This is a genomic window from Arthrobacter sp. KKT183, assembly GCF_055657625.1.
Genome location: NZ_CM145770.1, coordinates 1,822,176 through 1,847,872, shown reverse-complemented (window position 1 = coordinate 1,847,872; position 25,697 = coordinate 1,822,176). Strand labels below are relative to the sequence as shown.

The 25,697-nt window shown below is 62.8% G+C and carries 23 protein-coding genes and 1 tRNA gene; 8 read left to right on the top strand and 16 right to left on the bottom strand.

The features are described 5' to 3' along the window. Positions 1–23: 23 nt before the first annotated feature. The 4 genes from arc to ACZ2GY_RS08810 all read right to left on the bottom strand — a co-directional run bounded on the left by arc (position 24) and on the right by ACZ2GY_RS08810 (position 4,976). Positions 24–1,790, bottom strand: coding sequence for a proteasome ATPase (gene arc, locus ACZ2GY_RS08825; RefSeq protein WP_056549621.1), 1,767 nt, complete (start codon positions 1,788–1,790; stop codon positions 24–26). Between the two features lie 108 nt (positions 1,791–1,898). Beyond that, positions 1,899–2,990 (bottom strand): tRNA (adenine-N1)-methyltransferase, encoded by a 1,092-nt coding sequence (locus ACZ2GY_RS08820; protein WP_471671709.1) that lies wholly within the window; start codon positions 2,988–2,990, stop codon positions 1,899–1,901. Positions 2,991–3,054: 64 nt separating this feature from the next. Further along, complete coding sequence (locus ACZ2GY_RS08815) at positions 3,055–4,209, bottom strand: site-2 protease family protein (protein ID WP_346028267.1); 1,155 nt, start codon at positions 4,207–4,209, stop codon at positions 3,055–3,057. Next, positions 4,206–4,976: an HAD family hydrolase gene (locus ACZ2GY_RS08810; protein ID WP_471671708.1), complete on the bottom strand. Its 771-nt coding sequence runs from the start codon at positions 4,974–4,976 to the stop codon at positions 4,206–4,208. The genes ACZ2GY_RS08815 and ACZ2GY_RS08810 overlap by 4 nt, the downstream gene beginning before the upstream one ends. Before the next feature lie 149 nt (positions 4,977–5,125). Between ACZ2GY_RS08810 and ACZ2GY_RS08805 the strand changes: the two genes are divergently transcribed. Further along, a complete protein-coding gene (locus ACZ2GY_RS08805) occupies positions 5,126–5,977 on the top strand; it encodes a proteasome assembly chaperone family protein (protein WP_277357225.1) in 852 nt (283 codons plus the stop codon). Here ACZ2GY_RS08805 and mshC read toward each other — a convergent pair. Both mshC and ACZ2GY_RS08795 read right to left on the bottom strand, forming a co-directional pair. After that, positions 5,974–7,257 (bottom strand): cysteine--1-D-myo-inosityl 2-amino-2-deoxy-alpha-D-glucopyranoside ligase, encoded by a 1,284-nt coding sequence (mshC, locus tag ACZ2GY_RS08800; RefSeq protein WP_277357136.1) that lies wholly within the window; start codon positions 7,255–7,257, stop codon positions 5,974–5,976. The two genes, ACZ2GY_RS08805 and mshC, sit on opposite strands and share 4 nt — an antisense overlap. Positions 7,258–7,305: 48 nt before the next feature. Beyond that, on the bottom strand, positions 7,306–8,130 hold the full coding sequence (locus ACZ2GY_RS08795) for an undecaprenyl-diphosphate phosphatase (RefSeq protein ID WP_277357137.1): 825 nt from the start codon (positions 8,128–8,130) through the stop codon (positions 7,306–7,308). A gap of 105 nt (positions 8,131–8,235) precedes the next feature. On the opposite strand from ACZ2GY_RS08795, the gene ACZ2GY_RS08790 reads away from it, so the two are divergent. Then, a complete protein-coding gene (locus tag ACZ2GY_RS08790) occupies positions 8,236–9,171 on the top strand; it encodes an aldo/keto reductase (RefSeq protein ID WP_346028268.1) in 936 nt (311 codons plus the stop codon). Between the two features lie 58 nt (positions 9,172–9,229). Here the strand turns inward: ACZ2GY_RS08790 and ACZ2GY_RS08785 are convergent, their stop codons facing one another. Next, on the bottom strand, positions 9,230–9,496 hold the full coding sequence (locus tag ACZ2GY_RS08785; RefSeq protein ID WP_277357139.1) for a hypothetical protein: 267 nt from the start codon (positions 9,494–9,496) through the stop codon (positions 9,230–9,232). Between the two features lie 41 nt (positions 9,497–9,537). Here ACZ2GY_RS08785 and ACZ2GY_RS08780 point away from each other — a divergent pair, with 41 nt between their 5' ends. Continuing rightward, positions 9,538–9,771 carry a DUF5703 family protein gene (locus tag ACZ2GY_RS08780; RefSeq protein ID WP_277357140.1) on the top strand — a complete coding sequence of 78 codons (234 nt, stop codon included), beginning with the start codon at positions 9,538–9,540 and terminating at the stop codon, positions 9,769–9,771. Between the two features lie 10 nt (positions 9,772–9,781). Here ACZ2GY_RS08780 and ACZ2GY_RS08775 read toward each other — a convergent pair whose 3' ends face one another. Both ACZ2GY_RS08775 and ACZ2GY_RS08770 read right to left on the bottom strand, forming a co-directional pair. Continuing rightward, positions 9,782–10,939 (bottom strand): acyl-CoA dehydrogenase family protein, encoded by a 1,158-nt coding sequence (locus ACZ2GY_RS08775; RefSeq protein WP_471671707.1) that lies wholly within the window; start codon positions 10,937–10,939, stop codon positions 9,782–9,784. Beyond that, positions 10,939–12,240 carry a M20/M25/M40 family metallo-hydrolase gene (locus tag ACZ2GY_RS08770; protein ID WP_346028269.1) on the bottom strand — a complete coding sequence of 434 codons (1,302 nt, stop codon included), beginning with the start codon at positions 12,238–12,240 and terminating at the stop codon, positions 10,939–10,941. Before ACZ2GY_RS08770 ends, ACZ2GY_RS08775 begins: the two co-directional genes overlap by 1 nt. Positions 12,241–12,423: 183 nt before the next feature. Here ACZ2GY_RS08770 and ACZ2GY_RS08765 point away from each other — a divergent pair, with 183 nt between their 5' ends. Together ACZ2GY_RS08765 and ACZ2GY_RS08760 are read left to right on the top strand one after the other, a co-directional pair. Then, on the top strand, positions 12,424–13,026 hold the full coding sequence (locus tag ACZ2GY_RS08765) for a DUF6318 family protein (RefSeq protein ID WP_471671706.1): 603 nt from the start codon (positions 12,424–12,426) through the stop codon (positions 13,024–13,026). Positions 13,027–13,550: 524 nt separating this feature from the next. Further along, the gene (locus ACZ2GY_RS08760; protein ID WP_277357145.1) at positions 13,551–13,868 is read left to right on the top strand and encodes a hypothetical protein; all 318 of its coding nucleotides are present in this window, start codon (positions 13,551–13,553) and stop codon (positions 13,866–13,868) included. A 150-nt stretch (positions 13,869–14,018) separates the two neighbouring features. Here ACZ2GY_RS08760 and ACZ2GY_RS08755 read toward each other — a convergent pair. The 6 genes from ACZ2GY_RS08755 to ACZ2GY_RS08730 form a co-directional block, all read right to left on the bottom strand. Beyond that, positions 14,019–14,102 (bottom strand) — tRNA-Leu (locus ACZ2GY_RS08755). A 72-nt stretch (positions 14,103–14,174) separates the two neighbouring features. After that, the gene (locus tag ACZ2GY_RS08750) at positions 14,175–15,413 is read right to left on the bottom strand and encodes a kynureninase (RefSeq protein ID WP_471671705.1); all 1,239 of its coding nucleotides are present in this window, start codon (positions 15,411–15,413) and stop codon (positions 14,175–14,177) included. Positions 15,414–15,514: 101 nt separating this feature from the next. Further along, positions 15,515–16,480 carry a trypsin-like serine peptidase gene (locus tag ACZ2GY_RS08745; protein WP_277357147.1) on the bottom strand — a complete coding sequence of 322 codons (966 nt, stop codon included), beginning with the start codon at positions 16,478–16,480 and terminating at the stop codon, positions 15,515–15,517. 156 nt (positions 16,481–16,636) lie between these two features. Beyond that, positions 16,637–17,560, bottom strand: a complete 924-nt coding sequence (locus tag ACZ2GY_RS08740) for a MaoC family dehydratase (protein WP_471671704.1) — start codon at positions 17,558–17,560, stop codon at positions 16,637–16,639. Next, the gene (locus tag ACZ2GY_RS08735) at positions 17,560–18,900 is read right to left on the bottom strand and encodes a 3-oxoacyl-ACP reductase (RefSeq protein ID WP_471673576.1); all 1,341 of its coding nucleotides are present in this window, start codon (positions 18,898–18,900) and stop codon (positions 17,560–17,562) included. The genes ACZ2GY_RS08740 and ACZ2GY_RS08735 overlap by 1 nt, the downstream gene beginning before the upstream one ends. 2 nt (positions 18,901–18,902) lie before the next feature. Beyond that, on the bottom strand, positions 18,903–20,165 hold the full coding sequence (locus tag ACZ2GY_RS08730) for an acetyl-CoA C-acetyltransferase (RefSeq protein WP_471673575.1): 1,263 nt from the start codon (positions 20,163–20,165) through the stop codon (positions 18,903–18,905). A 185-nt stretch (positions 20,166–20,350) separates the two neighbouring features. Here ACZ2GY_RS08730 and ACZ2GY_RS08725 point away from each other — a divergent pair, with 185 nt between their 5' ends. Both ACZ2GY_RS08725 and ACZ2GY_RS08720 read left to right on the top strand, forming a co-directional pair. Further along, positions 20,351–21,073 (top strand): TetR/AcrR family transcriptional regulator, encoded by a 723-nt coding sequence (locus ACZ2GY_RS08725; protein WP_404800676.1) that lies wholly within the window; start codon positions 20,351–20,353, stop codon positions 21,071–21,073. Continuing rightward, entirely contained in the window at positions 21,070–23,157 is a 2,088-nt protein-coding gene (locus ACZ2GY_RS08720) for an acyl-CoA dehydrogenase family protein (protein ID WP_277357151.1), read from the top strand. The genes ACZ2GY_RS08725 and ACZ2GY_RS08720 overlap by 4 nt, the downstream gene beginning before the upstream one ends. On the opposite strand, the gene glgA is transcribed toward ACZ2GY_RS08720, so the two are convergent. After that, complete coding sequence (gene glgA, locus ACZ2GY_RS08715; RefSeq protein ID WP_277357152.1) at positions 23,154–24,347, bottom strand: glycogen synthase; 1,194 nt, start codon at positions 24,345–24,347, stop codon at positions 23,154–23,156. The two genes, ACZ2GY_RS08720 and glgA, sit on opposite strands and share 4 nt — an antisense overlap. 141 nt (positions 24,348–24,488) lie before the next feature. On the opposite strand from glgA, the gene ACZ2GY_RS08710 reads away from it, so the two are divergent. Then, positions 24,489–25,673: a glucose-1-phosphate adenylyltransferase gene (locus ACZ2GY_RS08710; protein ID WP_056547858.1), complete on the top strand. Its 1,185-nt coding sequence runs from the start codon at positions 24,489–24,491 to the stop codon at positions 25,671–25,673. Positions 25,674–25,697 lie beyond the last annotated feature (24 nt).

Sequence of the window (25,697 nt, the reverse complement as noted above, 5' to 3'; positions counted from 1 at the left end):
TGCAGCAGTGGATGAAGGTTCCGTCACAGATACTGCCCGGTGTTGGCGGTGGTTTCGATGGTCTTGCCCGGTTCCTGCCCTGCCTTGCCCTGCACGATGGTCCGGATGTAGGTGATGCGCTCACCCTTCTTGCCCGAGATGCGCGCCCAGTCATCGGGATTTGTGGTGTTCGGCATGTCCTCGTGTTCGCGGAACTCGTCCACCACGGCTTGCAGCAGGTGCTCGATTCGCAACCCCTTCTGACCGTTCAGCAGGAAGTCCTTAATTGCGCTCTTCTTCGCGCGGTCCACGACGTTCTGGATGACTGCGCCGGAGTTGAAGTCCTTGAAGTAGAGCATCTCCGTGTCACCGTTGGCGTAGGTCACCTCCAGGTACTCGTTCGATTTCTCCGTCGAATACATCTTCTCCACAGTGCGGCGGACCATAGCCTGGATGGCGGCAGCGGTGCTGCCGCCGTATTCGGCGAGATCATCCCTGTGAAGGGGTAGGTTGCCGGTCACGTACTTCGCAAAAATCTCCGCCGCACCCTCGGCATCCGGTCGGTTGATCTTGATCTTCACATCGAGGCGTCCCGGGCGGAGGATGGCTGGATCGATCATGTCCTCACGGTTCGAAGCACCGATCACGATGACGTTCTCGAGCTTCTCGACACCGTCGATCTCGCTGAGCAGCTGCGGCACGATGGTTGTCTCTACATCGGATGACACTCCGGTACCGCGCGTGCGGAACAGCGAATCCATTTCGTCGAAAAAGACGACAACGGGCGAGCCGTCCGATGCTTTCTCACGTGCACGGGCAAAAATTAGCCGAATGTGCCGTTCCGTTTCACCGACATACTTGTCCAGCAGCTCGGGACCCTTGATGTTAAGGAAGTAACTGCGGGTTTCCTCTGATCCGGTACGCTCGATTGCCCTCGCCGCCAACGAATTGGCTACGGCTTTGGCGATGAGCGTTTTGCCGCACCCTGGCGGACCATAGAGCAGAATCCCCTTGGGAGCCTTCAACCCGTGCTCGCGGTAGAGGTCCGGGTGGAGGAAAGGCAGCTCGACGGCGTCGCGAATCTGCTCAATCTGCGGTCCCAGACCTCCAATATCCTCGTAAGCAATGTCAGGCACTTCTTCGAGAACGAGGTTCTCCACCTCAGAACGTGCAATCTTCTCCAGCGCATAACCAGTCCGGTTGTCCACGGACAATGCATCCCCGACACGGATCTTCTGCTGCTGCAATGGGCCGCTCAACCGGACTACGCGCTCTTCGTCGGCGCGCCCGATGACCAGAACCCTGTCCTTGCCGAGCAGTTCCTTGGTGGTCACCAGTTCGCCGGCGCGCTCGAATGAAAGCGCCGCGACGATTGTCAAGGACTCGTTCAGCAGAACTTCCTGCCCGGGCATCAGCTGGTCCATGTTCACAAGCGGACTGACAGCGACCCGCAGCTTCCGGCCCGACTGGAAGATGTCAGCGCTGACCTGTTGTGCGGCCTGAGCACCGTTAGCCTCGCCGGACGAAATACGGGCGTTCACTTCGATCACAGTCGCGAAGCTGAAGGGCGCGGCCCCCTCCTTTTCGAGTGCCGCCTTGAGCCGAACAATTTCGGTCCGGGCGGCTTCCAGCGCCGAAACAAGCTTGGAGTTGTTCTGCGTAGCGGACGCCAGTTGTCGATCAATGTGCCGAAGCTTGTCCCGTAGAACATTGATCTGGCGCTGCGCAACTGCCAGCTGTCCGTCGGTCGGAGCCGGGTTGGCATTGGGCGCGGACCGAGGCGTTCCGGACTCATTACTCGATGTATCCAACGCGATCGCCACCTTCACCGTTGTCTGTTGCGTTCTCTTTTGACCATAGCGCAGTGCACATCGGATTATGCCGAAAGTGACAACTTCGTCATCTCGGAAGCGCTCGGGTCAGTCGGTCTGCCGCGACGCCTCGGATTCACGCCGGAACTGCGCCTCCTCGGCCGACAATGCGCCGCGCTGGATGGTCGAACTTGCATCACGCGCGACCCGCCGCAGCCGTTTGTCCGACACTGAGCGCTCGCCCACCGCCTGCGGCGTCCAGGCGTTGAGGTCATCTTCACTGAATCCGGTCTTCGACGGTCGGCGCTTCGTGCTGATTCCGGTCACTCCGTGCGCGAGACGGCGGGTAATGAGCAGGAATCCGGTATGCGCCACCATGCGGTGGTCGGGGCGCACAGCCAGTCCTTCAAGGTGCCACCCACGCACCATCGACTCCCACGCGTCCGGTTCAGTGAACCGGCCATCGGCGCGGATCGACTCCGCTGTCCGGGAAAGCTGGGTAACGGTGGCCACATAGCTGATCCACACTCCGCCCGGTGCCAGCACGGTGGCGACGGCGTCAAGGCACTCCCATGGCGCAAGCATGTCCAGAACGACGCGGTCAACGCTTCCCGGCTGCTCCGTTTCCAGAACCTGCTCCTGGAAATCCCCGAGCGTGATCTGCCAGGCGGGATGTTCGCCGCCGAAGATCGTTTCGACATTGCCTTTGGCGATGTCCGCGAATTCCTCGCGGCGTTCGAACGAGTGCAGGTATCCGTTGTCACCGACCGCACGGAGCAGCGAGATGGACAGTGCACCCGAACCCACACCGGCTTCCACTACCCGGGCTCCCGGAAAGATGTCTGCCATGGTGATGATCTGACCGGCATCCTTGGGGTAGACAACCGCAGCGCCGCGAGGCATCGACAGGACGAAGTCGGACAGCAGCGGGCGGAGTGCCTGATACTGGCCGCCGGTGGTGTTGGTGACGATCGTTCCTTCAGGAATGCCGATCAGCTGGTCGTGGCTGAGAAACCCCTTGTGAGTGTGGAATGCACCGCCCGGAGTCAGGGTAACGGTGTTCATTCGCCCCTTCTCGTCGGTCAACTGTACGCGCTCACCGGGACGCAGCGGCCCGCGGCGGGCTGCCGCGCCGTGGGGTTGCGGCGCAGAGCGCTGGTTGGACGGAGCCTCATCCGTCTCATGCTGGCTGGTGTTCATGGAGTCCTCCGGTGGTTCTGCTGAGGCAACCTGACGGCGCCCGTGTTCGTGGGTATGCGTAGTGTCAGTTACTGCCTGGTTGAGCACGGCCTGTGATAGCCGCGATGACAACGGACTGATGCAGAACACCGGTGACCGACCCTTGCCGGTCTGTCACCGCGTACTCACTTCCGGCGAGCCTGGCCAGATACTGCACCAGTTCCTGCCCTTCGGCAAATTCAGGCACGTAGGCGCCCGGCGCGAGCGCGCGGGCGACAGCATTCGCCGACGTACCCTCGGCCTGCGTATCGGGGACGGCCGTCAACGCGCCTTGGTCCACCACCGCTTCCGGCAGCCCATCCGGGCTGGTCAGGACGACCTCGTGCCCTGGCCGGTCGGCGAGCAGCCGCCGGACCTGCTGGACGGAGGTTCCCGCCGGGACGCTCATCGCGGGACGCTTCAATCTCCCTGCGCTGACTTCGGGTAGTCTCAGCCGCATCTGAGCGTTGGCTATCGCTGAGCTGGCCCCGAGCCATAGGAAACCGCCCATAACGACGGCGACAATCACCGTGACGGTGCTGGGTTGGGAACCGCCAAGAAGTGGCACCAGCACAACGGCAGCAACGAGGAGGACGGCGATAGCCCTCCCTGTCCAGCCGGCGGCCACCGTTCCTTTTTCCTGGCTGCCGGTAGCACGCCAAACAGCAGATTCGACGATCCGTCCGCCGTCGAGGGGCAGGCCGGGCAGTACGTTGAAGGCCGCGACAAGGAAGTTGGCCCAGATCAGTATATTGGCCAGGAGATTTAACACGCCGGTTGGTTCGATGATGACCAGCGCTCCCCACCCGGCGACAGCAAGGACCAGGTTGGCTGCGGGTCCCGCCATGGCGACGACCAATGACCTGCCGGGGCTGGCGGCGAAGTTTTCAAACTGGGTATGTCCGCCCCAGAGATTCAGGACGATACGCGTGGTCGGCCACCCGAACCTTCGGGCTGAGAGCGCGTGTGCAAGTTCATGTATGAGGACGGACGCTGCGAGCAGGACGGCATAGGTGAGGGCAACGCCGTACGCGCCCAAGCCAATGGCAGGGTACAGGTCTGCCACCTGCGGGCCGAAGACGATGACCACGAAAGCCGTGATGATGAACCATGACCATGCCAGTACAACCGGAATACCGAAGATCCGCCCTAGCGGAATACCTTCCTGGCGTACGGGCTCAGGGCGTCGTGACCTATTCACGCAGTTGCCCTTTCGCCTGTAGCGCGTCCAACGTGGAAGTGGACGAGGTCTTCAACATCTTCCACGGTGCGTCCGGCGAGGCTGGTCCACTGGTGGTCAGCGGATTCAGCGGGCAAGGCAACGAAGTGCGGTACGCCAAGGGTGACTACTCCCGCGGCCCTGGCTGATGTGACCCCGGGAAGGGAATCCTCGATGGCCACCACGCGCTCCTTGTGTAGCATGCGACCTTCCGAGAGGAAGTCAAAGGCCCTCTGGTATGCCTCGGGATCAGGCTTTCCCCGGGCTACCTGGTCACCGGTTACCAACAATTCGAACGCACCCTCCGGCAGGTGGCGTGACACCTCGAGCGCCAATTGCTGCTCGGACATCGTGACCAGTGCACAGGGAATCCCGGCCTGCCGCAGGGCGGTCAGGAGTTCGCGGGCACCCGGACGCCACGGAACCGACTCGCTGACCCTTGCTGTCACCTGTGTCGTGAGCGTGTCAATGATCTCGCGCACGCTCAACCTGACACCAGCGGCCTGCAACACGCCGGCCGAAAAGGTGAGTGCCTGGCCTACCAGGCCCGTTGCCTGCTCATCGGACCAGGATCCGCCGTGGGCGGCGACCAGCGCACGCTCAGCTTCAATCCAGTACGGTTCGGTATCCACGATCGTGCCGTCCATGTCCCACAGCACAGCCTGAAGAATGCGCTCCGCGGGAGCACGGTGCTCGGCACGCTGTCCGTTATCTGAGGGCACAGCCGTATTGCTGAAAGGGGTGACCATTCCTCAAGTCTACGGGGCCACGCAGGGCCGGCCGGCGGGTCCGCTCTGCGCGAAGCTGCGTTGGCGCGCCTGACACGACAGCGGCGGAGGATTAGGGTGAAACGGTGAGTACGTTCGAAGACAACCAGACTCAGGATGTTCCTGACGGCATTCCCGGCCTGTTCCCGGAGACGGAAACCGGAGGAAGAGTCACGGTCATGCTCGCCGCGTTCGAGGGATGGAATGATGCCGGCGAAGCTGCCAGCGATGCTCTGAAGTTTCTCGGTACGCAGTGGGGCGGGGAAAAGATCTCGACCATCGATGCCGACGAGTTCTACGATTTCCAATTCACCCGGCCCGTCATCAGGCGCAATAGCTCCGGACTGCGGCGCATCAAATGGCCCACCACCCGCATCAGCAAGGCCTCAGTGCCTGAAAGTAACCTGGACGTCATCCTGGTCCACGGTGTCGAACCGTCCTACAAGTGGCGCGGATACACAGCCGAGCTGGTGGGTATGGCCAAGGAACTCGACGTCGACTGCCTTGTCCTGGTCGGTGCGCTCCTCGCGGATGTGCCGCACACCCGTCCGATTCCGGTCACGGTGTCTTCCGACGACGACCTCATTCGCGAGTCGCTCAACGTCGAGGCCTCCACCTACGAGGGACCGATCGGCATTGTGGGAGTGCTTGCGGAGGTGGGCCAGCTCGCTGACATACCCACCCTGTCCATGTGGGCGGCCGTCCCCCACTATGTCGGACAGTCACCGTCCCCGAAAGCCCAGCTCGCCCTGTTGAACCGGCTTGAAGAACTACTCCGCGTCGGCCTGGACACGCAGGCACTCGCAGAGGAAGCCGAGGCATGGGAGCGGGGAGTGGATGAGCTGTCCACTGAGGACCCGGAGGTTGCGGCATACGTGCGCCAGCTCGAGGAGGCAAAGGACACCGCTGACCTTCCGGAGGCAAGCGGCGAATCAATTGCACGTGAGTTTGAGCGTTACCTCAAGAAACGCCGTAAGGACTAGTCCTTCAGCCGGATCCCCAGCAGCGCGTCGAAAGCGTCAGCAGCCAGCTGCGCGCCTGAGTCTGTTCCTGCGAGGTGCGCTGTTTCAGCGCACCAGCGATCCACTGCCAGCAGGGCCGCCGGAGCATCAAGGTCATCCGTCAACGCCGCCCGCATCGCTCCGACAAGATCCTCTACCGATTCCACCGTTGCTCCGGCGAGTGCGGCCCGCCACGTATCCAGCCTGTAGCGCGCGGTATCCAGACCGATCGATGTCCACGACCAGTCGGAACGGTAGTGGTTCGCGAGGATGGCGAGGCGAATGGCAGCTGGATCGGTCCCGGCTTCGCGCAATGCAGAGACCAGCACCAGATTGCCTTTGGACTTGCTCATTTTCTCGCCGTCAAGCCCTACCATGCCCGCATGCGCGTAGTGGCGAGCAAGCGGACGCCCGGAAATGGCCTGCGCGTGGCCAGAGCTCATTTCGTGGTGGGGAAACATCAGGTCCGCTCCCCCGCCCTGCACCGCGAAAGGCGCCGGGAGATGCTGGAGCGCAATCACCGAGCACTCGATGTGCCAGCCTGGCCTTCCGTCGCCGAGGGACGCACCGTCCCACGCCGGCTCCGACGGCCGGGCGACCCGCCAGAGCAGGGGGTCGAGCGCATTGCGCTTTCCCGGTCGGGCAGGATCGCCACCGCGATCGGCGAAGGTGGGAATCATCTCGTCTTCGCCCAGATGCGAGATGAAGCCCAGCTTCCACTGCGTTTCTCCGGCGGCGTCCGATAGTTCCGTTGCCTGGTCGACGGAGAAGTACACATCGCCGTCGGGGTCGGTTTCGGAGCCCGGAACGCGGTACGCGAGGTCGCGCTTCAGCAAATCCTCGATGACCGGGACAATGGCAGCGACGGATTCGACTGCTCCCACGTAGTGGGCGGGAGCGAGGACGTTGAGCGCTTCCATGTCCGCTCGGAAAAGGTCCGTTTGCGAGCGGGCGAGATCCATCCAATCGACGTTGGTGGCGCTGGCGCGCTCGAGCAGCGGATCATCTACGTCTGTCACGTTCTGGACGTAGTCCACCGCGGACCCGGCATCCCGCCAGAGCCGGTTCAGCAGGTCGAATGCCACGTAGGTGGCCGCGTGGCCCATATGCGTGGCGTCGTAGGGTGTAATTCCGCAGACATACAATCCCTGTCGCTGCCCAGCGGGAAGCTCTATGAAGCGCTTCAGGGCGCTGTCCCACAGGCGAATGGGAGGAGGGCTGCCGGGCAGGCCCGGAACGGTCCGGGAATTCCAGGAAATCACTGTTCTACCTTACGGGGTTGGATGTTGGCGATCGGCGCGACAGACGCGTCACGCGGTAATGACGCCGAAGCCGAGAAGCAGGAAGATTACCAGGCCGAGGACGATCCGGTACCAGACGAAGACGCCATAACTGCGGGTGGAGACGAACTTCAGGAACCACCCGATGATGACGTAGCCCACCCCGAAGGCGATGACGGTTGCGAGGAGGGTCTCCAGGCCGCCATAGGGACCGGGCGTCCCGGCACTCTTGTAGAGCTGGTAGAGACCGCTGCCAAAAACTGCGGGGATGGCGAGCAGGAAGGAGTATCTCGCGGCCGCTTCGCGCGTGTAGCCCATCAGCAGTCCGGCAGTGATCGTTCCACCCGAGCGGGAGACACCGGGAATAAGAGCGAGCGCCTGCGCAAGCCCGTACAGGATTCCGTGTTTGTAGGTCAGTCGGTCAAGAGTCAGCCGTTGGCGGCCAACGGCGTCTGCAACCGCGAGGATCACGCCGAAAACGACCAGCATGGTAGCCACCAGCCACATACTGCGGAACGTACTTTCGATCTGCTCCTGGAAGAGCAGCCCGAGGATGACGATCGGCAGGCTGCCGAGGATGACCAGCCACCCCATTCGAGCGTCCGGGTCGTTCTGCGCGGTTTTGCCGGTGAGGGAGCCGAACCACGCCCTGATGATTCGGACGATGTCCCGCCAGAAGTACACGATCACCGCGGTTTCTGTCCCGAGCTGGGTAATCGCCGTGAAAGCTGCCCCCGGGTCCTGTGCCCTGGGCAGAAGCTCTCCGGCGATTCGCAGGTGTGCACTTGATGAGATTGGCAAAAATTCGGTAAGGCCCTGAACGAGGCCCAGGACGGCCGCTTCGATCCAATTCACAGATAAGACCCTACGTCACCGTGCCGGGCCTACCCTTCAATGAGTCCTCGCCTTCGCCGCTCGCCCGCACTCGGCGCGGGTCCCTCGGCCAGTAGGCTTAGGCGTATGCAGTGGCGAAACGCGGGCGGTAGCGGACAACTGGTATCAGTGCTCGGCCTCGGGACAATGACCTGGGGCAGCGACGTTGACGAAGAAGCGGCGCGGGAGCAGTTGCGCCTGTTCGTCGAGGCCGGCGGAACGCTGATCAGCACGGCCGCACGTTTCTCTGACGGACAGTCAGAGGCGGTACTTGGATCGCTGCTGGGCGATCTTGTTGCGCGCTCAGAGGTGGTCCTTGCCGTGTCCGGCGGCATTCCGCGGCACTGGTCCGAGGGACGCCTCGACGCGTCCCGAAAAGGCTTGCTGGATTCCCTGGATGCTTCGCTTTCGCGCCTGGGTACCGACAGCGTTGATATATGGATGGCACCCGCTACCGGTGCGAACATACCCGTAGAGGAGACGCTGGCTGCGCTCGAATACGCCTACAGGTCGGGCAAGGCACGCTATGTAGGGGTGACCAATTACACAGGTTGGGAATTGACCCGGTTATGTTCAACGGCGGGGTTTCCCCTTTCGGTCCACGAGACGGAGTATTCACTGCTCAGCCGTCGCCCGGAGGACGAGGTGCTACCGGCTTCGGACGCTCTCGGAGTGGGAACGCTCGCATGGGCACCGCTTGGACGCGGTGCACTGACAGGCAAGTATCGATCGCAGCTGCCGTCTGACTCACGTGCCGCGTCCGATGAGTGGGCCGGCTACCTCGAACCGTACCTGTCAGGGCGGGCAGCGCGCATTACTGAAGCGGTCGCCACCGCCGCGAGAGGTTTGGAACTTTCACCCGCCGAAGTAGCGCTTCGCTGGCTTCTCCAACGCCCCACCGTCGCCTCGGCCGTGCTCGGAGCACGCACTGGCGCGCAGTTGAAGGAACTGCTGGCATGCTCGCTGGCGCCTCTTCCTGCGCAGATCTCCGAGGTGTTGGACGAGGTCTCCGCGCCACGCTGAGCGCTCACATCCCGAAACGGTCTCGATGCGGCGTCGCGGCCGAAAGCTGACGGCCAGGTCAGGAGCCGCTGGCCGGTTCCCGCACTCCATTTCCGCTGCTGCCCTCTTCGTCATCTTCCTCGTCGTCTTCGTAGATGACGAGGGGAGTCACTTCGCCGTAGGCGTCATACAGCGATTCCTCGTACGCCTCAAAAGAATCGGCGATGGAAAGATAGGCGGCTTCGACCGCGGGATCATCCTCTCCCCTGCGTGATGCTGCCGCGGCGAGGTGTTCTTCCAGTGCGGAAACCAGCGATTGCAATGCGACACGCGGATCGATGCTCATGGTCTAGACGTTATCGGTAAAGTGAAGCAAATTGGAGGGAAATGCGCGAACAATTTCTGAACTCAACCGCCATTCGGAAACGGGATTACGGCCGCCAGTATGAGTACCTCGTGCTCACCGTCAACGCCGGCGAACCACTCTCCATGGCGCGCCAGCTACTGACTGAGCATGCAGAGTACGGCAAGTGGGAACTGGAGCGGAGCTGCATTTACATAAACGGTCACCGACGCTTCTGGCTACGGCGCAAAGTGCTCCGGGTAGAGCGCACCGCCTGAGCAGTGGTTCTTACTGCTGCTCAGGACCAAGCCACGCCGATGCAACCGTGCGGCGCGCCGACTCCAGGTTGGACGGATGAAAGAAACCCGCTGCTACGTCCCGCGAGATGCGACTGATCTCGCTGTCATTGGAGTAACCCTTTCCGCCGGATAGAAACACTGCCGCGTCCACCAGTTCGCGGGCGGCGCTCGTGGAGTGAATCTTCAGCGCCACCAGTTTAGCGAACCAATGATCCCCATGAGCTGCCCCGGAATCAAGGTCCGAGGCCAGCAGCCTAATGTGGGCATCAACGCGCTCCCAGCTCATGGCGGCGTCTGCCACGGCTGAACGCACGCCAGGACGCGATGCAACAGGAATTCCATCCATCCCCGGAGCCCGCTGGAGCGCGGCCTGCACAGCCAACTCAAGGGCGCGGTCGGCAATGCCGGCATAGACGGCGCTGATCAGCGTCTCGAACGCCGCAAAGATTGCAAAGACAAGTGGATCCCGATTCGGCCCGACCGGTAGCTTCCGGAAGATCCTTGCCGGTGGAATCACGACGCCGTTCAGCAGGGTTGTGTGGGATTGCGTCGCCCGCATGCCAAGCATGTTCCAGTCCTGCAGGATCTCTGTGCCGGCCGAGCCTCGGGTGACGAATCCGTGAACCAACCGTTCACCGTCTTCATCCATGCACTTTCCGAACACACCAAGCCGGGTCCACACGGGCGAAAGGCTGGTGAAGATTTTGGTGCCCGTGAATGCGTAGCCGCCATCCGGGCGACGCTCTACGACGGTGCTCGAATCAAACAACACCGAATCATTGCCAGGCTCCGAGAGCCCGAAGGCGAATATTTCTCCCGCGGATGCCTCGCTGAGGATGAAGCCCAGCGAACTGTCTCCCTCCTGTGCGAGCAGCCTGGCCACAGCCGTCCAGACCAGGTGCATGTTCACAGCGAGGGCCGTGGCAGGGGCGGCCGATGCCAGCCTGCGTTGGCAGGCCACTGCCTGGGCCATGCCCACGGCTGCTCCGCCGTCGTGCTCCGGACAGAAGAGGCGCAGGTAGCCACGGGAAGCGAGCTCCTCAAAATCTTCCGTGCAAAAAACATTCCGTGCATCGTAGTCCGCCGCACGTGCACGGAACCGCTCGAGGAGATCCGCTGGAAGCATTTCCTCTGCGACGGAACTCATCAGCTGCCTGTGAGTAGACGGTTGAGCACGCGCGCACCGAAGCGGAGTGAATCGGTGGGCACCCGCTCATCCACGCCGTGGAACATGCCGGTGAAGTCGAGGTCATCGGGCAGCCGTAAAGGAGCAAACCCATAACCCGTGATGCCGAGCCGGCTCAGCGACTTGTTGTCGGTTCCGCCGGAAAGAGTGTAGGGCAGCACCTTGGCTCCGGGGTCCTCGGCGAGTAGCGAATCCACCATGCGGTCCACCAGGTTCCCCGCGAACGGTACTTCGAGCGAGACATCCTTATGCTCGTAGCTGACATCCACGGAATCGCCCGCCAGCGACTTGATCGTCTCGAAAACCTCCTCTTCCTGTCCGGGCAGAGTGCGGACATCAACGAGCGCTTCGGCGCTGCCGGGGATGACGTTGTGCTTGTAGCCGCCCTTCAACACTGTGGGGTTGGACGTGTTCTGCAAGGTTGCGCCGACGAAGCGCGCAACGGTTCCCAGCTCCTTCAACAGGATTTCCGGGTTATCTGCGTCGAACTCAACCCCCGTCAGCTCCGTGACGCCGTCGAGGAATTGTCGCGTGGTCGGCGTAAGCTCGATCGGCCACTGATGTTCACCGATGCGCGCTACTGCCCGTGCGAGCTGCGTTACAGCGTTATCGGTATTGATCTGTGAACCGTGGCCTGCGCGGCCGTGCGCCACCAACCGAAGCCAGGAGATACCCTTCTCTGCCGTCTGCAGAAGATATGTGCGTTGGCCGCCGATGGTTGCCGAGAACCCGCCAACCTCCGAGATCGCCTCAGTTGCGCCGTCGAACAGTTCAGGTTTGTTGTCCACCAGCCAGGAGGCGCCGTAGTTTCCGCCGGCTTCCTCGTCTGCGAAGAACGCGAAGATGAGGTCTCGTTTGGGCCGTGTGCCATCGCGCTGCATGGAGCGCAGGACGGAAAGAATCATGGCGTCCATATCTTTCATGTCCACCGCTCCCCTACCCCAGATCAATCCGTCGCGCTCCTCTGCACTGAACGGATCGACACTCCAGTCCTCTTTCTGAGCAGGTACGACGTCGAGGTGGCCGTGCACCACCAGGGCTGGAAGGCTGGAGTCGGTTCCTGACATCCGGGTCAGAACGGAAGCCCGTCCGGGGGCTGACTCGAACAGTTGCGCCTCGAGCCCTACCTCTTCGATGAGACCTGCCGTATATTCTGCAGCCTTGCGCTCTCCTGGTCCCTGGTTATCTCCGAAGTTCGAAGTGTCGATCTGGATGAGTTCCCGGCAGATCCGGACAACTTCTTCTTCGGGGGCGACGCCCATTGCAGACCTCCATCGAATAGCGGGTGTTGGGACCAGCCTACCGATGCCGCGTCCGGAGTCTGCCCATGCCGTGTGATTTCCAGCACGTTCAAGCCGGCTTCGGCTTCCGTTGCCTCAGGCTACGGCTATCCTGATGGGCGTCGACGCCACTTCGGGCGCATCACTTACCTTTCTGGGGAGATCATGAAGACCATCAAGATTGCGGCCACCGCCGCCGTCGCCCTCGCTGTGCTCACCGGTTGCGGGGAGTCCACCGACTCTGCCGCCACCGGATCCAACGCGGCGCCCACGCCGGCGAGCTCAACCGCACCTGCACAGAACATCGCCGAGCCTGCTGTCAATGACCTCATGGGCGAACCCACCGCTGACGGCGCCAAGGCTTTTCTGCACCACGTTTTCCAGCTCAAGTCCTATGCCCAGCAGACTGGCGATGTGGAGGCACTGCTCGCCTCGCTGGACGGTGCTGAGGCAGCGGTTGCCAATGCAGAAACAATCAAGGGCATTTACGACGACGGCGGCTGGATTCTGGGCGGGCAGCCCAAGGTGAAGCAAATCCTCATCACGACCGCCGCCGAGGAGGTGGCGGAAGGTGTCGAGGTTGACGCGATGATTCCAGTTAATCCGGATGCCTACACCGAGTTCAATGAGGCCGGCGACGTGGAGGAGACTCGCCCCTTCGATCCTGCCGGTTCAATGTACTCCGCCACCGTGGTGTACTCCGATGGTGCCTGGAAGGCCACCTACCTCGAGGAGACGCCGGACGCGGAACTTCCTGCCACCGAGTAGGACCCGTCCACGTGTTACGCACCCGCTCCCTGCCTTCGACAGGAGCGGGTGCTGCCGTTTAACCAGATCCAAGAGCTGTGATCAAGAGGAAGAACGCCACCGCGAGACCACTGCTTCCGTCCCTTTAGGCCACGTCAACATACCGGCTCACACCTGCGACGAGCAGGCAGATGCCAATCAGGGCGAAGACGGACCCCGCGAGGATCTGACGTTTTCCAGCGGCCTCATTATGCTTTCGCCACGAGTTTGAGATGGAGAGCGACATCCGCTTGTCAAAGTTCCGGTACCACTCCTGGCTCATCGATAACCTCTCATCACGTATCCGGGTGGACCACCCGCCCACTGTAAGCACAAGGTACTCGCAGCAGATGCCCTATCAGTGATTCCGGTGCGCCCATCGAGGGTGTCTATCCTGCCTCCCAGTGTTCCTGAGACACCGCCCGACTGGCGAAGTTTGAGCGCACTGCACCTGTGATGCATCCCATACCGATGCTTCAATGGAGTATCCAACCGGGGGAAAAATGATGTCTCACACCAAACTGCTCAGCACCGGCGGACTATCGATCGTGGTAGGTCTGACCGCCTCGCTACTTCCATTCGCCGATGTCATCGAAGGTAAGAGCGACGCCCTGGGCATAGCGGCCGTCGTCGCGGGATCGCTCCTGATCGCAGCCGGGGCTGTGGTGACCCTCCTGGGACTGTTGGCCCGCCACAAGGACCTGAGCAGACCGCGTACCTACAGTGAGTTGCCCGATGGCGAGAAGTTTCAGCACAACGCTGGCACGTATCAAGGTGCGCGACACGGAGTGCAGGGGTATTCGTCCGGTGACCCTTGCCCTTAGACAGCGGGCGCTCCTGATTCCTCCCGGAGGCCCGCGGCCGCGCCTGGCCGGCGAAGTGCGCAGCCCAGCCGAACCCATGCGATGGGTTTGGCGACAGCATCGACGTGGTCGAGGGCACAAAAAAACCCCGGAAATCCGGGGTTTTTATTGTGCGCGGAGGGGGACTTGAACCCCCACCCTCAATAAGAGGACTAGCACCTCAAGCTAGCGCGTCTGCCATTCCGCCACCCGCGCAGGTGGTGATTTCGAGGCTCAAAACCCTCGAAAGCAGCGAGAAAAACTCTAACACGAGCATGGCCCAAGAGTTTAATCGAGTACCTTCGCGGGAAGCCGGTCCGCGATCGCGCGGATACCCATCAACGTCTCTTCGAATGAGGTGGACAGCGGGGACAGGCCCAGACGGAGTCCATCGGGGTTGCGGAAATCGGGAATGACGCCGTCCTTCCACAGCCCGGGCAGCACCGTTCTGAAAGACTCATGGTCAATGGTTATGTGGCTGCCGCGCTGCGCAGCATCACGGGGCGATGCAACGTTCACTCCGGCTGGACCCATCAGTTCGTCGACTGCTTCGATGGCGAAGGAGGTCAGCTTCACCGATTTGGCTCGAACGGCTTCGATGCCCACACCCTCGATGAGGTCGAGCATGTCCTGCAGCGCAAGCATCCCGAGAATGGGTGGCGTCCCCGAGATCATGCGGCGGATTCCATCTGCGGGCTGGTAGCTCGAACCCATCCCGAACGGATCCGCACTTCCCAGCCAGCCCTGAATGGGCTGGACGAGATCAGCGAGGTGCCGCCGGGCCACGTAAGCCCAGGCAGGTGCACCAGGCCCGCCGTTGAGGTATTTGTAGCTGCAACCGACCGCGAAGTCCGCCCCACAGGCGTCCAACCGCACAGGCACCGACCCCACAGAATGGCTTAGGTCCCACACAATCAGCGCTCCAGCCTCGTGCACAAGCCGGGTGATCGCTTCCATGTCGGCGATGTGGGCCGACCGGTAGGCAACATGGCTGAGGACGACGACGGCGGTGTCTGTGCCGAGTGCGCCTGCCACTTCCTCGGGGGTGGGACCAGCGTCGTATGCTGCCTCCACCCAGTGAACCGCCAGTCCGCGGTCGGCCGCGATTCCTTCGACGATGAACCGGTCAGTGGGGAAGTTGTCCCGTTCGATCACTATGCCCGTCCGGCCCGGGCGAGCGGCGAGTGCTGCTCGAATGACCTTGTACAGCAGGACGCTCGTGGAATCGGCGACGACACACTGGCCGTCCGCCGCACCTAGCACAACCCGCCCGATGCGGTCCCCTATTCTCTGGGGAAGCTGCAGCCACTCCTCGTCCCAGCCACGGATGAGCCTGCCGCCCCACTGTTTCCGCACAAACTCAGGTAGGTGCTCCGTGGTTGCCCTCAGCGGGCGCCCGAGCGAATTTCCGTCCAGATAGGCCGCAATAGCATCGTCGTCGTGGCCTTCAAAGAGCGCGCGGCAGGAGGCCAGGGGGTCCTCCGCATCAAGAGTGCGGGCACGGGCAAGCAGGGAGTCGTTCGTCATGCAATCAGTGTAGGTGCGCAACACCGGCTCACCGGTGACGCGAAAGCCGGCCCCACCGCGTGAGGTGGAGCCGGCCTTTCCGGACCGGTAAGCGTTGTGCGCTAGCGGTTGGACGCGTTGGTGTACGCGCTCTGGATGGAGCTTCCGAAGTACGGTCCGTACATGACGTTCTTCTGGGTGTTGTAGCCGAAGCTGTTCACGGAGTTCTGTGTGCCGGACGAGCCCGATCCGATGAACCAGGGCCCGCCGGAAGACCCGCCGGTCATGTCACACGGGATGCCCTGGGACTGTGTGCCGCCGATCCGGTCGCGTGAGGCGGTGCCATAGCAGTTCTTCAGGGATTCCCCGTTGAAGGGAGCAGCTGCGGGATAACCGTAGGCGGTGTAGGTGAGACCGCGGGCGAGGTTGAAGCCGATCCTCGACGCACCCACGGTGGCGGCCAGCGTGCGCCCGTTCAACGGCGCTACAACGGCGAAGGCGCCGTCGTAGCTGATGTCGTTGCGGGAGATCCATTCGCTGGTGGAATGCAGCGACGTTGCCGACCACATGCCGTATGGAGCAGACCCGTTGCTGTAGGCGGGCACGAACACGAACTTGCTTGCCCAGCCGGCGTTGATGTCATAGGTGCAGTGCCCGGCGGTGGCAACGGTGCTTTGATTGAAGCTCTGAACCGAATTGGCCGAGCAGACGTAGTTCTGGCCGCCGAGCGTGAAGAAGACCTTCCCGATATGCGACACCGGTGCAGGGCTACCTGCACGCTTGACCGGTGCTGCCTTGGGCTGTGGTGCAGCAAGGGCATCCGCGCCTGCCTTCGGCATGATGGAGCGGCCCTGCTCCCCCCAGCCCTGTGAGTTGATGGTGTTGCCTGGCTTTGCGTTCTTCATCCGCTCCGGGGTCCAGTACGCCTCAAGCGCATCCTGGGAGTCGGTCTGTGCATGGGAGATGGTGGCCGCCGGCGCCTTCAGCGGCGTCTGCGGAGCGGCCTGGGCCGCCCCGCCGGTCATCAGTGCCGTAGCCATCAGCGTCGATGCTGCGAGAACGGCTGCCTTCAAACCTCGTGAATTCACGAAATTCCTCGTTTCGATCAGTGGTGAACCGTCAGCGGTAGCTGACTTCTGGAGTCTGCACTGTTCGAAAGGCCGATCACAGACCAGGAGACCATCTGGGTTGAAACTGATGGCGAATCAGGCCGTCCCTCTGGACATTGAAGGAGGGTCATGCAATTATTCCTCGCCTGCGCTGTCTCCCAGCCTTTCCATTCGACCGGAAAAATGCTTACGACGACGACGCGGATCCCAGGCGGTCACTTCGGCCCCTTGCCACTGGGCCGTTACTGACCTGTCCATGCCCGCCGACAGGAATACCCTTGAGGGCAGGGTGACCGGAGCCCTGAACTCAACTGTCCAGCGGAAGGGTGTTGCGTCCCCGGGGCCCATCTCTGCCGCCATGCGCGAGGCCAGGTACATGCCATGGGCAATAGGCCGCTTCATACCACTTGCCCGCGCCGAGATCCCACTCAGATGGATAGGGTTGTAGTCACCCGAGACGCTCGCGTAACGCCGCCCGATGTCGCTCGCCAGTGCCCACTGGCGGGTGTGAAATTCCGGTAGTTGTTCGGTCCGGCGCTCGCCCGCGGACGGCACGGCCGTACCCGCCGGCCCGTTCGCCTTGACGCCCTTCGCCAGATAGGTGGACCTGCCTCTCCAGACGGATTCGGAGTCAGTCTTGATGTCAACCAAGACGTCCACCTGGGCGCCGCTGTGATGCGGCAACAGATTTTCGACCCAGGCGGTGACACTCAGGCGCTCGCTGAGCGAAATCGGACGCAGGTGGTGGATCTCGTTACTGAGGTGGATCATACCGAGCAGCGGGAGCGGAAAGTCCGGCCTGGCAAGAACGCTGACCGCCACCGGGAACGCGAGGGTGTGGAGATACCCTGACGGGAGGAACTCTGCTTGCGGGCGGCCCATCAGGCGCTGGAAAGCGTCAAGCTTCTCCTGCGTGGCCGTGACGTTGTCAACCCTGTGTCGCGCTGTCGGCAACGGGTCCGCCGGCGAGGGCCTGCGCAGCGCGTTCCTTGCCTGACGCGCCAGCGCCGCAGCGTAGAGCGTCGGCAGCTTCGGAGGAGCGTCCAAGCGGCGATCCATCAGGCACCTACCAGGTTCTGTCCGCAGACACGCAGGACCTGACCGTTGATGCCGGCGGCATTGGTCGAGGCGAGGAATGAGACCGCTTCGGCTACGTCCAGGGGGAGCCCACCCTGCTGCAGGCTGCTCAGGCGCCGTGCCACCTCGCGGGTGGCGAAGGGAATTCTCGCCGTCATGTCCGTCTCGATGAATCCCGGTGCAACGGCGTTGATGGTGCGCCCGGAGCCCACCAGGGCATCGGCAGTGGCGCGAACCATGCCGATCACGCCTGCCTTGGACGCTGCATAGTTTGTCTGGCCCCGATTGCCGGCGATCCCGCTGGTGGAGGCCAGACACACAATGCTGCCGTTGCTGTTGAAGTGGTCCGAACTGAGCAACTTTTCATTGATGCGGAGCTGGGACTCAACATTGACAGCGAGCACGGAGCTCCATCGAGCCTGGTCCATGTTGGCGAGCAGCCGGTCTCTGGTGATGCCTGCGTTATGAACCATGATGTCGAGTCCGCCGTACCGGGTGGCAGCGTGCCGAAGGATTCGCGCGGCGGCGTCAGGAGCGGTGACATCAACCTGCAGAGCCGTGCCGCCGACGTGGTTGGCTACCTGCGCCAGCTGCTCCCCCGCCGCCGGTACGTCCACGGCGATGATGTGCGCACCGTCGCGTCGGAGGACACGGACAATCTCCGCACCAATCCCGCGTGCGGCCCCGGTCACTACAGCCGTGCGGCCGGCGAGCGGCAGTTCTGCAGACTTGGGCGGCGCGCCGTGATCCGACCCTACTGCGATGAACTGCCCGTCCACATAGGCGCTTTTGCCGGAGAGCAGGAACTCGAGTGTCCCTCGGACGCTGGGTGCGTCTGTATTCACACCCTCACCAAGGAGGATCCCGTTAGCGGTCGCTCCTCCCCGCAGTTCCTTCGCCAGACTGCGCAGCGTCCCGTCGACGGCCTGCCGGGCGGCAGCGGTCTGGGGGGAGATTTCGGAGGTGACGGGCCGGGAGATTGTGATGATGCGCCCGCCTGGAAGCAGGTTCCGCAGTCCGTGGCCGAGTTCGAGGAAGACCTCCGACAGCTCGCCGGGGTGTGCTAAATCATCAAGCACAACGACGGCCGCGCCAAACTTCTCCTTTGGCCGGAGGTGCCGACGGACGTCCAGGTTCCACTCGAGCAGTGTTGCAGCCATGTCCTGCGTGCTGCGGGAGCGGCCCAGCACCAAAACCGGCCCCGGCACGAGCGGCGCATCTGGAGCGTAACGGCGGAGCGGGACCGGCCGCGGCAGACCGGCGGCCTTCGCGATCCTGCTGAGAGGCTGGGCGTTGACCAGGTTGAGATAGGTGTCCGTCATGGTCACCGCGCCTCCAGAATAGCCACGACGCCTTGGCCCCCGGCAGCACAGACCGAGATCAGACCGCGTCCCGAGCCCTTCTCGGCGAGGGACTTAGCCAGCGAAGCGACAATGCGTGCTCCGGTCGCTGCGAACGGATGACCCGCGGCCAGCGAAGAACCGTTGACGTTGAGTTTGGTGCGGTCCACTGTTCCGAGCGCACCGGAAAGACCGAGCTGGGTGCGGCAGAAATCCTCGTCCTCCCAGGCGGCGAGGCTGCTCAGCACGGTGCTGGCGAAGGCTTCGTGAATTTCGAAGAAGTCGAAGTCGTCGAACGTCATGTCGTTGCGTTGCAGCAGGCGCGGCATTGCGTAGACCGGCGCCATCAGGAGCCCCTCCTTGCCGTGCACAAAGTCAACGGCGGCCGCTTCAGCGTCCACAACGTTCGCCAGCATGGGCAGATTGTGTTTGCGCGCATAATCCTCGGAGCCCAGGAGTACCGCCGCCGCACCATCTGTCAGCGGGGTGGAATTACCGGCGGTCATGGTGGCCTCCCCGGTCAGGTTCCGGCCGAATACCGGCTTGAGCGATCCCAGCTTTTCAAGGGAGGTGTCAGCGCGCAGGTTTCCGTCCCTCGAGACCCCGCGGAAGGGCGTGACGAGGTCGTCGAAGAACCCGCGGTCATAGGCAGCGGCCATGTTGGCGTGGCTTGCCAGCGCCAACTCGTCCTGGGCCTGCCTGCTGATGTTCCAGCGCGAGGTAGTGATTGCCTGGTGCTCCCCCATGGACAGGCCGGTGCGGGGCTCCGCCGTTGTCGGGGCATTCGGCTTGAGATCGACGGGACGAAGTTTACGCAGTGCAGCAAGTTTTTGCGGGGTAGACCGTGCGCGCGCAAGTTCAAGCAATACCCGTCGCAGGCCCTCGCTCACCGCTACGGGCGCGTCTGAAGCCGAATCTACTCCACCGGCAATGCCTGATTCGATTTGTCCGAGCTTGATCTTGTTGGAGAGCCCAATCACCGTCTCGAGGCCGGTGGCGCACGCTTGCTGCACGTCATAAGCCGGCGTGTCTGCGGCGAGGGCTGATCCCAGCACCGCCTCGCGGGTCAGGTTGAAGTCCCGGGAGTGCTTGAGGACGGCGCCTGCAGCAACCTCTCCGACTCGCTCCCCCTGTAGCCCAAAACGCGCCACCAAGCCGTCCAGAGCGGCCGTCAGCATCTCCTGGTTGGACGCCTGCGCGTATGGTCCACCCGAGCGGGCAAATGGGATGCGATTGCCTCCAATCACGACGGCGCTCCGCGCGCCGCGTTGACCACTGCTGCTCTGGGGTGTGGCGTTCTGCTGGTCGGGAAGAGTACTCACTGCTGCTCCTTGGACTTGAAGGGTGGAAGCGGCTGCAGGATCAAACCTCTGATCTCTCGCGGGCAACACCTCAGTTATCGATACCCAGCGTACCTGATACGCTGGGTATCGTGAATCAGATCATGGCGCCCATGAGACGCCCCACCGCGGACGGACGTTCCAGCAGGTGGTCAAAACATCGCGAAGCCCGCCGCGCGGAGCTGATCAGGACTGCGCGCAAGGCAGTCCACAGGATCGGTCCGGGCGCTTCCATGGAGGACATCGCTTCGGCGGCAGATACCTCAAAATCCGTCTTCTACCGTTATTTCGGAGACAAAGCAGGTCTGCAGCGTGCAATGGGCGAGGTTGTGGTGGGTCGCATGCAGGAACACCTCATCGAAGCCGCGCGGAAGGCCAGCACGCCGAGGGACGGTCTGCGGGCAATGGTTTCTGCGTACCTGCAGATGGCTTCATCCTCGCCGAGCGTCTATGTTTTCGTGACCCAGCCAACACCGGATTCGGCGTCGACGTTGGACGCGTCGCCCACGCTCAGCTCCTTCTTCGACGCCATCTCGGTCATGCTCGCCAGCCCCATGGAGGAATACCTCGCCCAAGAACCGCCGGCGGCAGCTATTCCACAACCGCTGGCTCTTTGGCCTCGCGCCGCCATCGGAATGGTCCGTGCCGCGGGCGAACAATGGTTGTCGACGCCTCCCGGCCCGGCCCGGCCCACTGAGCCTGACCTCGCAGACTCCATTACTGCCTGGCTCTTTGATGGCATCGCTGCCGCCGTGCCGAGCGCACCCCTTGCCCATACCTCCCGCCGCAATCCACGTTCGAAGGACGAATCATGACCCAGACCGCAACGCGTCCCGAATTCTCGGTCCCCGCGACCCTTCCAATCCACGACGACGACGCCGCCGTCGTTGACGTTGCAGCGTTGGGCGAGCAGTTGCTCGGCCGGTGGGCCGACTCCCGCCGCGCTGCACGCGCGCTCGCAGCTGATCCGTCGCTGCATAAGGCTGAGGGCGCATCCTGTGCGGAGCACCGCGCACGCTGTCTGGACCAGCTTCACCTTCTGGTTCAGAACAAAGCGGTGCACCGGGCGTTCCCCACGGAGTTGGGCGGGTCGGATGACCACGGAGGGAATGTCGCCGGCTTTGAAGAACTGGTGGTTGCCGACCCCTCTCTCCAGATCAAGGCAGGTGTCCAGTGGGGCCTGTTCGGGGCCGCAGTGCTGCACCTCGGAACCGAGGATCACCACCATCGGTGGCTCCCAGGCATCATGAACATGGAAATTCCCGGGTGCTTCGCCATGACGGAGACCGGGCACGGATCAGATGTCTCCAGCATCGCTACCACTGCCACCTTCCACCCGGAGAGCGAAGAGTTCATCCTCCATACGCCGTTCCGTGCAGCGTGGAAGGACTACATCGGCAACGCGGCCAGCGATGGAAAAGCAGCAGTTGTCTTCGCGCAACTGATCACCCGCGGAGTAAATCACGGCGTGCACGCCCTGTACGTTCCCCTGCGGGATGAGAAAGGAAACTTTCTGGACGGGATCGGCGGCGAGGACGACGGGCTGAAGGGCGGTCTGAATGGCATAGACAACGGACGGCTCCACTTCACGCAGGTGCGGGTTCCCCGGGAGAACCTCCTGAACCGCTATGGGAATGTCGCAGCGGACGGAACCTACACCTCGCCGATCGAATCTCCAGGCCGCCGCTTCTTCACCATGCTTGGAACCCTCGTTCAGGGTCGCGTTTCACTCGACGGCGCTGCCGTAGCCGCCAGCAAGCTGGCCATGAAGACTGCGATCCAGTATTCGGTGGAACGGCGCCAGTTCAGCACTACCTCCGAGTTGTCCGAGGAAGTACTCCTCGACTATCAGCTGCACCAGCGTCGGCTCTTCCCCCGCCTGGCAACCACCTATGCCGCATCCTTTGCACACGAGGAGCTGCTGGCGAAGTTCGACGGTGTGTTCTCCGGTGAACATGACACCGACGAAGACCGCCAGGACCTTGAAACCCTCGCTGCAGCGCTGAAGCCGCTCTCCACCTGGCACGCTTTGGACACGCTGCAGGAATGCCGGGAAGCCAGCGGAGGGGCAGGCTTCCTCACCGAGAACCGGTACACCTCGCTGCGGGCAGATCTCGATGTCTACACCACCTTCGAGGGCGACAACAACGTGCTCCTGCAACTCGTGGCCAAGCGGCTCCTCGCTGACTATGCCAAGGAATTCCAGGGAGTTGACTTTGGGGTCCTCGCGCGCTTCGTCGCAACTCAGGCAGCAGACCGGACCCTTCACCGAACGGGCCTGCGGCGAGTGTTGCAGACGGTCGTTGACACCGGTTCGGAGCGAAAATCCGCCATTGCCCTGAGGGACGAGGGAACACAGCACGAGCTGCTGTGCGGCCGCGTTGACACCATGGTCGGCGAACTCGCCGGAGAGCTCCGGGGCGCGCGCAAGCTTCCGCCGGCGAAGGCCGCCAAAATCTTCAACCAGCATCAGCAGGAACTGATACAGGCTGCACGCGCGCACGCCGAACTTCTGCAGTGGGAGGCGTTCACAGCGGCGCTCGCCAAGACCGAGGATGCAGGAACGCGGCAGGTACTCACCTGGCTCCGTGACCTGTTTGGGCTGTGCCTCATCGAGGACAACCTCGGCTGGTACCTGATGAACGGCCGGCTGTCAGCCCAGCGCGCCCGCACCCTCGGCCCGTACATCAACCGGCTGCTCCTGAAGCTGCGGCCGCACGCCGTCGATCTGGTCAACGCGTTCGGGTACGGCCCTGAACATCTGCGGGCGGCCATCGCAACGGGGGCCGAGCGTGAGCGGCAGGAGGAATCCCGCGCCTACGCACGGATCCAGCGAGCCAGCCATGATGCGCCGCTGGACGAGAAGATCCTGATCGCGCGCAAAGCTCAAACCCGCTAGAGAACCGATCGGTAAACACTCAGCGTGGACTCTGCAATAGAGTCCCAGGAAAAGTGCTCCTCCGCCCGGATGCGTCCGCGCCCTCCCATGGCGCGGGCGCGTTCCGGATCGGCAACCAGCGCGTTGAGTGCCTGCGCAAAGTCATTCACGAACCCCTCTGGATCAAGTGGGGTTCCTGTTCCGTCCTGAACCTGCTCGAGGGGCACGAGTACGCCCGTTACGCCGTCGTCCACCACTTCGGGGATGCCGCCTGTTGCGCTCGCTACCACCGCAGCACCGCAAGCCATCGCCTCAAGATTCACAATGCCGAGCGGCTCATAGATTGAGGGGCAGGCGAAGACGGTTGCGTGGCTGAGTACCTGGACCAGCTCATTCCGCGGGAGCATCCGCTCAATCAGGATCACTGAACCGCGCTGCGCACGCAGATCGTCGATCAGGCGGGCGGTCTCGGCGGCAAGTTCCGGCGTATCTGCCGCTCCCAGGCACAGCACCAACTGCACGTCTGCTGCCAGCTTCGCAGCAGCGCGCAGCAGGTACGGAACACCCTTCTGACGGGTGTTCCTGCCCACGAAAACCACGCTGGGACGGTCTGGGTCGATTCCCAGCGCACGGACGGCGTCGTCATTGCGGTCTGCAATCCACGCTTTGGTGTCAATCCCGTTGTGCACAACCTGCACTCGGGCAGGATCAACCTCCGGGTAGCAGCGCAGAATGTCCTGACGCATGCCGTCGGAAACCGCGATCACCGCCGCAGCAGACTCATATGCTGTTTTCTCCACCCAGGACGAAAGCGCATAGCCGCCGCCGAGCTGCTCGGCCTTCCACGGACGCAACGGTTCCAGGCTGTGTGCACTGAGCACGTGCGGGATGCCGTGCAGGAGCGAGGCGAGGTGGCCCGCCATATTGGCATACCAGGTGTGGGAGTGCACCAGGTCCGAACCGCTGATGCCCTGCAGGATGGACAGATCCGTGCCCAGGGTCTGCACCGCCGCATTTGCATCCGTCAGCCCGTCAGGGACGCCGTAGGTGCTCACGCGGGCGCCGTGATAGTCCGCTGGACGTTCTGCGCCGAAACAGTGCACGGCTAAATCGACGCGCCCGGCGAGCACGCGAGCCAATTCCGCTACGTGAACGCCTGCGCCGCCGTAGATCTCGGGCGGGAACTCCTTTGTCACAATGTCTATTCGCACAACTACAACGTAGTGCAGGGCGGGCGAGTCCTCTAGTGTGAGTCGAACGTGGTCATACTCAAGGACGAGCGGAAGGGGTTACCCGTGGCAGTCAAGAAAGTGCTTGCGGTGGTACTGGCAGGCGGCGAAGGAAAGCGGCTCATGCCGCTCACGGCGGACCGGGCCAAACCTGCGGTTCCTTTTGCCGGCAGTTACCGGCTCATCGATTTCGCGCTGTCCAATGTGGTCAACTCCGGCTATCTCCAGATTGTGGTGCTCACCCAGTACAAGTCGCACAGCCTGGACCGGCACATTTCCGAGACCTGGCGCATGTCCACCCAGTTGCAGCAGTACATCGCCTCCGTGCCCGCGCAGCAGCGGCGCGGCAAGAGCTGGTTCCTGGGCAGTGCCAACGCCATTTACCAGTCCCTCAACCTGATCCATGACGCGCGGCCGGACATCGTCGTCGTCATCGGAGCGGACCACGTCTACCGGATGGACTTCGAGCAGATGGTGCAAGCGCATCAGCGCAGCGGGGCGTCGGTGAGCGTCGCAGCTGTGCGGCAGCCGCTTCATCTCGCTAACCAGTTCGGCGTCATCGAAGTCGATTCCAATGATCCCGGCCGCATCTCGGCTTTCGTCGAGAAGCCCGAGACAACGCCCGGACTTCCCGATGACCCCAACAGCTTCCTGGCGTCCATGGGCAACTACGTCTTCAATACGGACGCCCTGATCGAAGCCCTCGAGGTTGACGCCGCACGCCTCAACACCAAACACGACATGGGCGGGGACATCATCCCCCACTTCGTGGAGCGTGGAGATGCCGCTGTGTATGACTTCACCACCAACGAGATTCCCGGATCGACCGATCGGGACAGCCAGTACTGGCGCGATGTCGGCACGCTGGATTCCTACTATGACGCCACCATGGATCTCATCACCCCGCTCCCGTTGTTCAATCTGTACAACCTCGAGTGGCCGATCTACACCCGGCAGAGCATTTCCCCGCCCGCCAAGTTTGTCCGGAGCGCGAGCGGCGTTTCAGGTGTCGCGCACGATTCGATCGTTTCGAACGGCGTCGTCATTTCCGGTGGTGCGGTGCAGGGATCGGTCCTGGCCACGGACGTTTTCGTCGACGAGGGAGCCGATGTGACGGGCTCCGTCCTGCTCGATCACGTGGCGATTGGTTCAGGAGCGGTTGTCCGGAAGGCGATTATCGACAAGAACGTCCACATTCCCCCCGGTGCCAAGATCGGCGTGGACCGCGAACTGGATATCAGCCGCGGATTCACGGTGACGGAGTCCGGACTGACAATTCTCAGCAAGGGGCAGGTAGTCGAGGGGTAACGGGAGATTGCGCAGCGCGGCGGT